This window comes from Burkholderia sp. Se-20378 (genome assembly GCF_017104665.1).
In the GTDB taxonomy this organism is placed as follows: Bacteria; Pseudomonadota; Gammaproteobacteria; order Burkholderiales; family Burkholderiaceae; genus Burkholderia; species Burkholderia lata.
Genome location: NZ_JAAGPG010000408.1, coordinates 1 through 7,580, shown reverse-complemented (window position 1 = coordinate 7,580; position 7,580 = coordinate 1). Strand labels below are relative to the sequence as shown.

The window sequence follows — 7,580 nt, the reverse complement described above, 5'->3', positions numbered from 1 at the left end:
CCGCCGTCGCCGCAACGGACACGGCGGTCGCCTGAGCGGTCACGTGGCGGCGCAACGCCGTCACACGAAGCCTTCTTCGACGAGCGTGCTGCCGCGCGCCGTGATCTCGTGCCGCTGGCCCGAGCCGCCGACCACGCGGCTCCAGCTTTCGGACACGAGCACGGCCGCCGCGCCGTCGTTGCGCAGCGCATAGCCGAACCCGCCGTACATGCCCGGCACCGCGAACCATACGCGTTCGGCCTGCGCGTCGAGTTCGAGTAGCGGCTCGAGTTCGGGCAGGCGCAGCGCGTCGACGCGCAGGCGGGCGATGCGGCCGCGAATCATGTCGTGGAAGTGGCGCTGGATGTCACACAGTGTCTCGTCCGGCACGAAACGCCGCGGCTGCGGCGTCAGCAGATCGACGAGAGGTCGATGCCCGCGCCGCTCGGCAAGATCGACCGGGCGCGCCCCCTGTGCATCGCGCAGCATGCGCCATGCGCCGAGCTGCAACAGCGCGACGACCACCTCTTTCGGTGCGCCGCCGTATGCAGCCTGATGTAGCGGCGTATAGAGCGACGTCCCGCCCAGCCGCGTCGCATTGACGAGCCTCGACTGCTTCTCGACGAGATCCAGCACCGTCGCCCAGTCGCCATCGCGCGCCGCATCGGCCAACGCGTGCCGGCTCGCGACCTGCGCGTCGTCGAGCACGTCGGCGCCCGTGACTCCATCCCATGTGATGCCCAAGCGGCTCTCCTCGTGTATCGCGCCAGCGCTATCGTAGCGCGCGATCACGCAATGCCTCGCCGGGCCGACGACGCATCGAGCACATCATGATCCAGCAGCAGGTTCAGCAGCTGGCGGCGTGATTCGATGCCGAGCTTCGCGAATGCGCGCCGCGCGTAGGTATCGATCGACGACGGCCGGATGCCGAGTTCGTGCGCGATGTCCTGCGTCTTCCTGCCGCGAATGAGCCGCGCACACACCTCCGATTCGCGGGACGTCAGCTTCCCGAACACGTCGTTCAAGCGCTGCGCGGCACCGCTTTCCTGCGCGTGCGGCGCATCCGCACCGGCCGGGCGGTCGCCGACGATGCGACGATGCGCGACCGCCAGCGGCAACACGATCAGCGCGACGTGCCGGACGATGCTCAGCTCCTTCAGCGAAAACGCCGGCAGCCGTCGCGCGCGGCACACCGACAGCGCATAGGTCAGCTCGTCCACGCGATACGTGACCACGCACTCGTCGTGGATGTCCTCGGTGTCGTAAAACGCGCGCCGGATCTCGGGGTTCAGCCGCAGCGTCGAGAGCTGCAGCAACTGCGTGTCGCGTTCGCCGCGGATGCAGTCGAATGTCGTGTCGATCCGCGCGAAATCGCGGTAATAGCGTGTCATCGTGCGCTCGATCTGGTCCGGATAGGTGCCGTAGCTGCCGATCCAGCCGACCCGGCGATCGCGCAGCGATTCGTCCTCGTAATCGAGATGAATGGAATCGCAATCGACGATGCGCGTCAGGCTCTCGAACACGACCGCGACGAAATCCGGCGAGCCGATCGCGGCGGCCACGGCCGACAGCGCGTCGGACATGAAGACGAGCTGGCCCAGCTGGATATCGATCGTCGTAGCGGCGTCATGGTCGGTCATACGATGCACGGGAGAACGGGACGCTTACCGTTACCACGCCAAAAGTGCGCTGCCAATTCCCTCGCGCGGGTTTCCGGTGCATGCCGCGGGTCCGCTGTACGGATTTCATGGACAGACACGCCAACAGCCGCCGCATACAGTCATCCCCGAGATTCGGCGAGGCCCGCCGGTGCGCACACGCAGCGCAGCGAACCGCCGCGAGCCTCATCGACCGACCCGCGGCGCGCGTGCGCGATGCCACGCGCCGCCCTCGTTTCGAAAGGGAGTGACCATGATCGTCCGCGCTTTCCGTCTCGCCTTCCCGGTTGCGATCGCAGCCGCCGCCTGTTTCGCGCCGCTGTCGGCGATACCCGCGCATGCTGCGGATACCGAACTGAACGTCTACAACTGGTCCGAGTACATCGCGAAAACCACGATTCCCGATTTCCAGAAGCAGACGGGCGTTCACGTCCGCTACGACGTCTACGACAGCGACGACACGCTGCAGTCGAAGCTGCTGGCCGGCAGCTCCGGCTACGACATCGTCGTGCCGACCTCGAACTACATGGCGAAGCAGATCCAGGCCGGCGTGTACCAGAAACTCGACAAGTCGAAGCTGCCGAACCTCGCGAACCTCGATCCCGCGCTGATGAAGAAAATCGCGGAATCCGATCCGGGCAACCAGTACGGCGTGCCGTGGGCCTATGGCACCGACGGGGTCGGCTACAACGTGCAGGCGGTCAGGAAGGCACTCGGCGACGGCGCGCCGCTCGACAGCTGGGCACTGGTGTTCGATCCGGCCAACGTGGCGAAGCTGAAAAGCTGCGGCGTGTCGTTCCTCGATGCGCCGGACGACGTGTTCGCCGCCGCGCTCCAGTACATCGGCAAGGATCCGAACAGCAAGAACCCGGCCGACTACCACGCGGCGTTCGACATGCTGAAGCAGGTGCGCCCGTACATCACGCAGTTCAACTCGTCGGGTTACAACAACGACCTCGCGAACAACGACGTCTGCGTCGTGCTGGGCTGGTCGGGCGACGTCAGCGTCGCGCGCCGCGAGGCGATCGCGGCGAAGCGCGGCTACGAGATCCGTTATGCGAACCCGAAGGAAGGCGGCATCCTGTGGTTCGACGTGATGGCGATTCCGAAGGATGCGCCGCATCCGGAGGCCGCGCTGCAATGGATCAACTACATCCAGGACCCGAAGGTCAACGCGGACATCACCAACGAGATCTACTACCCGAGCGCGAACCGGGCGGCCCATCAGTACGTGACGCCGGCCGTCGCGCACGATCCGAACGTGTACCTGCCCGCCGACGTACTCGACCGGATGACGCTCTCGAAGCCGCGTTCGGCGGACATCGCGCGACTCGAGAACCGCCTGTGGCAGCAACTGAAAACCGGCAACTGACCGGGCCCGCCGCCGGCATACAATCCTGCGGACGCGCCGGCGGCGCGCTCCGCTCAACCCGAAGAAGGATGTTGTCCATGATCGACGTTTCATCCATTACCGACGCACTCGCCCCGCAAGGCGAGCCGACCACGTATCGCGTCGCGCCCGAGAAACTGCTTGACGGCGACCCGCTGCAGACGCTCACCCCCGGCTTCACGAGCCCGTGTGGCCGCTTCTCGACCGGCATCTGGGAAAGCACGCCCGGCCGCTGGAAGGTCGCGTATACCGAAGCGGAATACTGCGAGATCCTGCAAGGCACGTCGGTGATCACCGACGAGGAAGGCAACGCGAAAACCCTTCGCGCCGGCCATCGCTTCGTGATTCCGCCGGGCTTTCGCGGCACCTGGGAAGTCGTCGAACGCACGCGGAAGATCTTCGTCGCGTACGACGAGCAGCCGCCCGAATAAGCGACGGCCGCGTGTCAGGCGCGCCACATCGCGCCCCAATTTGCCACGCACATCCACGCCAATGACATGGAATTGACACACGCGGCCGGTAATTTCCGCACGTCTCGTCCCGTGTGTCGCCATGCTTGCCCTGCTTCTCGCCGCCTTCTACGAAACCGCCCGCCAGGGAAGCGTGACCGCAGCCGCGAAGCGCCTCGACGTGAGCCAGCCGACGATCACGTCGCGCATCCAGCAGCTCGAACGCCATTACGGTGTGGAGCTGTTCCATCGCCGCGGCAACCGTCTCGATCTCAGTGACGCGGGTGCGTCGCTGATGCCGATGATCGGCCAGATGCTGCAGATGGAGAACGATATCGATTTCGCGCTGCGCAACGAGCGCGAACTGCATACCGGCAACCTGCGCGTCGGCACGACCGGCCCGTTCTACATCCTGCCCGCGATCGCCGCGTTCCGGCGCCAGTATCCGGCCGTGAAGATCAGCATCGAGATCGGCAACTCGCAGCAGGTGCTCGACGCGCTCGTCGATTTCCGCTGCGACGTCGCCGTGTCGTCGCAGCGCGACGACGATCCGCGTTTCGTGCGGCATACGATCGCGAACGATCCGCTCGTGCTGGTCGTGCACCGCTCGCATCGGCTCGCCGCGCGCGAGTCGGTCTTGCTCGCCGCGCTGGCGGGCGAGACGCTGCTGCTGCGCGAGGCCGGCTCGCGCACGCGCGCGCTGATGGAGCACGTGCTGAAGCACGCAGGCATCGGGCTGCCCGTGAACGCGATCGAGCTCGGCAGTCGCGAAGCGATCCGCGAAGCCGTGCGGCACGACATGGGCTGCACGCTGATGCCGCGCGGCGAGGTCGGCGCGCATCCGGAACTGCGCGCGGTCGCGTTCGTCGACGATCTGCCGCCGATGCACGAATACCTGTACTACCTCGATGCGCGCGCCGACACGCGGCTGATTACCGCGTTCATGGCCAACGTCGAACGCCACGACGAAAGCACGCGCGCCTGCGCGTGACGGCGCGCACGCTCACACCGTTTCGAACAGCTCCACGATCTGCCACCCGCGTGCCGTCGCCAGCGCGCGCAGCCGCTCGTCCGGATTGGTTGCGACCGCGTCGGTGACACGCTCGAGCAGCGGTATGTCGTTGTGCGAATCGCTGTAGAACCAGCTGCGTTCGAAGTCGGACCACGCGAGCCCGCGCGACGCGAGCCATGCGTCGGTGCGCACGATCTTCCCCTCCCGATAGCTCGGCACGCCGGACGGACGCCCCGTATAGCGCGAATCGGGCCGCCCGTCGACGGTTTCGAGCTCGCATGCGATCAGCGCATCGATGCCGAACACGCGCGCGATCGGCCGCGTGATGAACGCATTCGTCGCGGTGACGACGCAGCACAGGTCGCCACGCGCGCGATGGTGACGCACGAGGTCGAGCGCAGCCGGCGAGATCGCGGGCCGCACGACGTCGGCCATGAAGCACGCGTGCCAGTGCGCGAGCCGTTCCCGCGAATAGCGGGCGAGCGGCGCGAGCATGTTGCACAGGTGCGCATGGATGTCGAGCGTGCCGGCCGCGTAGCCGGCCGCGAACGCAGCGTCGATGCGGGCGAATTCGGCCGCGTCGATCAGGCCATGCTCGACCATGAAATGGCCCCAGGCCTGGTCGCTGTCGAACGGAATGAGGGTGAAGTCGAGATCGAAAAGCGCGAGTTGCGTCATCGAATGAAGCGTCGTGTGAACGGGAATGAATGAAAAACGCGCGGCCCCGTCGAATCGAGGCCGCGCACAAAACGCCGCCGGCGCGGGTCGGCGCGCCGGCGGCAACCGGTGATGCGACGCCGGCCGCGCGGCCGGCGCCGGTCAGCTGGACACGCCCATCGCCGGATCGCTGATGCTGTCCTTGCCGGTCTCGACGCGGCCCGCGAAGCGGCGCATGAGACCGTTCTCGGCCGTCAGCGTGAAGTCGTACCAGCCGCTCGACGCGGCGAGCGTCCAGTACGGCTCGACCTGCATCCCGGCCGGCACCGGGTAGCTCCACGGGCCGTCGGTGCGATACGCGTTCGACGTGACCGTCACCTGGCTCGCCGCGTTGCCGACGTTCATGATCGTCAGGTACACGGCGTCGTTCGCCGGGTCGTAGCACACGCGGATCTCCGGCACGGGCCCGCTCGCGGCCTTCGCGACGTTGCCCTGGAATTCGCGCAGGAAGCCGTTCGGCCCGAGCACCCACAAGTCGTAGTTGCCCGCATCGTCGGCCACCGCGCGCCACGAATCCGACAACTGCTTGCCCGCTTCGACCGTATAGCGGCGGGGCGCGCGATCGAGATGCAGCTTGTCGTACACATGGAACACCGCACCGGCCGTGCCGGTATTGCTGAACGTGAGCCACACCAGCCCGCCCGACACATCGGCGCTCGCGCTCGTGTGCAGCTCGTACGGCAGCGCACGCGACGGGCGCGTACCGGCCGGCTGCGCCGGCATCTGCTGCGTGCTGACCGACGGCACCGGCACCGCGCCCTGCAGGCTTTGCTGCACGTGCTGCGCGTCGGCCGCGGCCTTGGTCGGCGCCGGGAACGACGTCGTCGGGTTGCCGTTCGGGTTCTTGAAGTTGAAGGCCGACGTCAGGTCGCCGCACACCGCGCGGCGCCACGGGCTGATGTTCGGCTCCTGCACGCCGAAGCGCTGCTCGATGAAGCGCAGCACCGACGTATGGTCGAACACCTCGGAGTTGACCCAGCCGCCCGTGCTCCACGGCGACACGACGAACATCGGCACGCGCGGGCCCGGCCCGTACGGGCGGCCGTCCGGCGCGAGCGGCGACGAATCGCCGGACGGGTTCGGCACGGTGAAGTACTCGTACTGCGTGGTCACGGTCGACTTGCCCGCGTACGTGCCGTCCGCGTTGCGCGACGGCGCGTTCGGCGGCGGCATGTGATCGAAGAAGCAGTCGTTCTCGTCGTAGTTCACGATGAGCACGGTCTTGCTCCACACGTCGGGGTTCGCGGTCAGCGTGTCGAGCAGGCGCTGCAGGTAGTACGCGCCCTGCCCCGGCGTCGATGCGCCCGGGTGCTCGCAGTACGCAGTGGGCGACACGATCCAGCTCACCTGCGGCATCCGGTTCGCCGCGATGTCGTCGGCGAGCGACTGCAGGAAGCCGCCGTCGGGCATCGTGTTGCCGATCCCCTTGTACAGCGGCGACAGCGCTTCCATCGCCGGCGTATAGGGCGCATTCGGCGAACCCGGCACGGTCTCGTTGACCTTGCGGAACGTCGCGAAGCCCGCGAGCGGGTTGTCGGTGTAGTTGTCCGGCATGTTCTGGTAGACCTTCCAGCTCACGCCGGCCGCCTGCAGGCGCTCCGGGTAGGTCGTCCACGTCAGGCCCGTCTTCGACGAACCGAGGCCGTCCCAGCCGTCGTTGTTCACGACGGCCACGTTCGACGATGCCGTCGGGCCGTTCGTGCCGGTCCACAGGAAGATCCGGTTCGAGTTGGTGCCGCCGTGCAGCGAGCAGTGATACGCGTCGCACAGCGTGAACGCGTTCGCGAGCGCGAAGTGGAACGGCAGGTCGGACTGCCGCAGGTAGCCCATCGATGCATCGCCCTTCGACGCGGGCCACGCGGTCATCCGGCCGTTGTCCCACGCCGAGTGCGAATCGGTCCACGAGTGCGCGCCGCCGACGAGCAGCGCATTGCCCTTCGTGCTGTCGAGGTAGAACGGCAGCACCGGGCGCTTGCCGTCGTTCTGCTGCCACACGGGCGTGCCGCCCGGCTGCGGGATCGTCAGGCGATCGCCGAAGCCGCGCACGCCGGGCATCGTGCCGAAGTAATGGTCGAACGAGCGGTTTTCCTGCATGAAGATCACGACGTGCTGCACGTCGTTGATCGTGCCGGTCTGGTTGTTGGCCGGAATCGCGAGCGCACGCCGGATCGCCGGCGGGAACATCGAGAAGGCCGTGCCGGCGGCGGCGGCACGGAGAAACGAACGGCGGTCGATGGAAGTCATGGTCGAGAAGGTAGGTCGTCCCGGAAAGGCGCGCGCGTTACGGCGCGCAGCGCAGCTGCGAGTTCAGCGACGGCGATTACAGCGCCGTCGTGCCCGATGCGGGGCACGGGCCGGCGCCCGGCGCCACGACG

At 67.4% G+C, this 7,580-nt stretch carries 7 protein-coding genes; 3 read left to right on the top strand and 4 right to left on the bottom strand.

Annotation, left to right across the window (positions count from 1 at the left end):
• Window positions 1-60 precede the first annotated feature (60 nt).
• On the bottom strand, window positions 61-723 hold the full coding sequence (locus G3N93_RS29625; RefSeq protein WP_206134551.1) for an ankyrin repeat domain-containing protein: 663 nt from the start codon (window positions 721-723) through the stop codon (window positions 61-63).
• A 44-nt stretch (window positions 724-767) separates the two neighbouring features.
• Window positions 768-1,619 carry a helix-turn-helix transcriptional regulator gene (locus tag G3N93_RS29620; protein WP_206134550.1) on the bottom strand — a complete coding sequence of 284 codons (852 nt, stop codon included), beginning with the start codon at window positions 1,617-1,619 and terminating at the stop codon, window positions 768-770.
• Window positions 1,620-1,890: 271 nt separating this feature from the next.
• Between G3N93_RS29620 and G3N93_RS29615 the strand changes: the two genes are divergently transcribed.
• The 3 genes from G3N93_RS29615 (at window position 1,891) to G3N93_RS29605 (ending at window position 4,467) form a co-directional block, all read left to right on the top strand.
• Window positions 1,891-3,009 (top strand): polyamine ABC transporter substrate-binding protein, encoded by a 1,119-nt coding sequence (locus G3N93_RS29615; protein WP_174933593.1) that lies wholly within the window; start codon window positions 1,891-1,893, stop codon window positions 3,007-3,009.
• A gap of 77 nt (window positions 3,010-3,086) precedes the next feature.
• Window positions 3,087-3,458: a cupin domain-containing protein gene (locus G3N93_RS29610; RefSeq protein WP_174982562.1), complete on the top strand. Its 372-nt coding sequence runs from the start codon at window positions 3,087-3,089 to the stop codon at window positions 3,456-3,458.
• A 121-nt stretch (window positions 3,459-3,579) separates the two neighbouring features.
• Entirely contained in the window at window positions 3,580-4,467 is an 888-nt protein-coding gene (locus tag G3N93_RS29605) for a LysR substrate-binding domain-containing protein (RefSeq protein WP_206134549.1), read from the top strand.
• 12 nt (window positions 4,468-4,479) lie between these two features.
• Here the strand turns inward: G3N93_RS29605 and G3N93_RS29600 are convergent, their stop codons facing one another.
• Both G3N93_RS29600 and G3N93_RS29595 read right to left on the bottom strand, forming a co-directional pair.
• On the bottom strand, window positions 4,480-5,166 hold the full coding sequence (locus G3N93_RS29600; protein WP_206134548.1) for an HAD family phosphatase: 687 nt from the start codon (window positions 5,164-5,166) through the stop codon (window positions 4,480-4,482).
• A gap of 141 nt (window positions 5,167-5,307) precedes the next feature.
• Entirely contained in the window at window positions 5,308-7,449 is a 2,142-nt protein-coding gene (locus G3N93_RS29595; RefSeq protein WP_206134547.1) for a phosphocholine-specific phospholipase C, read from the bottom strand.
• Window positions 7,450-7,580: the final 131 nt, after the last annotated feature.

Coding starts and splice junctions, on each gene's coding strand:
- G3N93_RS29620 (WP_206134550.1), bottom strand. CDS start 1,619: ATGACCGACCATGACGCCGCTACGACGATCGATATCCAGCTGGGCCAG.
- G3N93_RS29615 (WP_174933593.1), top strand. CDS start 1,891: ATGATCGTCCGCGCTTTCCGTCTCGCCTTCCCGGTTGCGATCGCAGCC.
- G3N93_RS29610 (WP_174982562.1), top strand. CDS start 3,087: ATGATCGACGTTTCATCCATTACCGACGCACTCGCCCCGCAAGGCGAG.
- G3N93_RS29605 (WP_206134549.1), top strand. CDS start 3,580: ATGCTTGCCCTGCTTCTCGCCGCCTTCTACGAAACCGCCCGCCAGGGA.
- G3N93_RS29600 (WP_206134548.1), bottom strand. CDS start 5,166: ATGACGCAACTCGCGCTTTTCGATCTCGACTTCACCCTCATTCCGTTC.
- G3N93_RS29595 (WP_206134547.1), bottom strand. CDS start 7,449: ATGACTTCCATCGACCGCCGTTCGTTTCTCCGTGCCGCCGCCGCCGGC.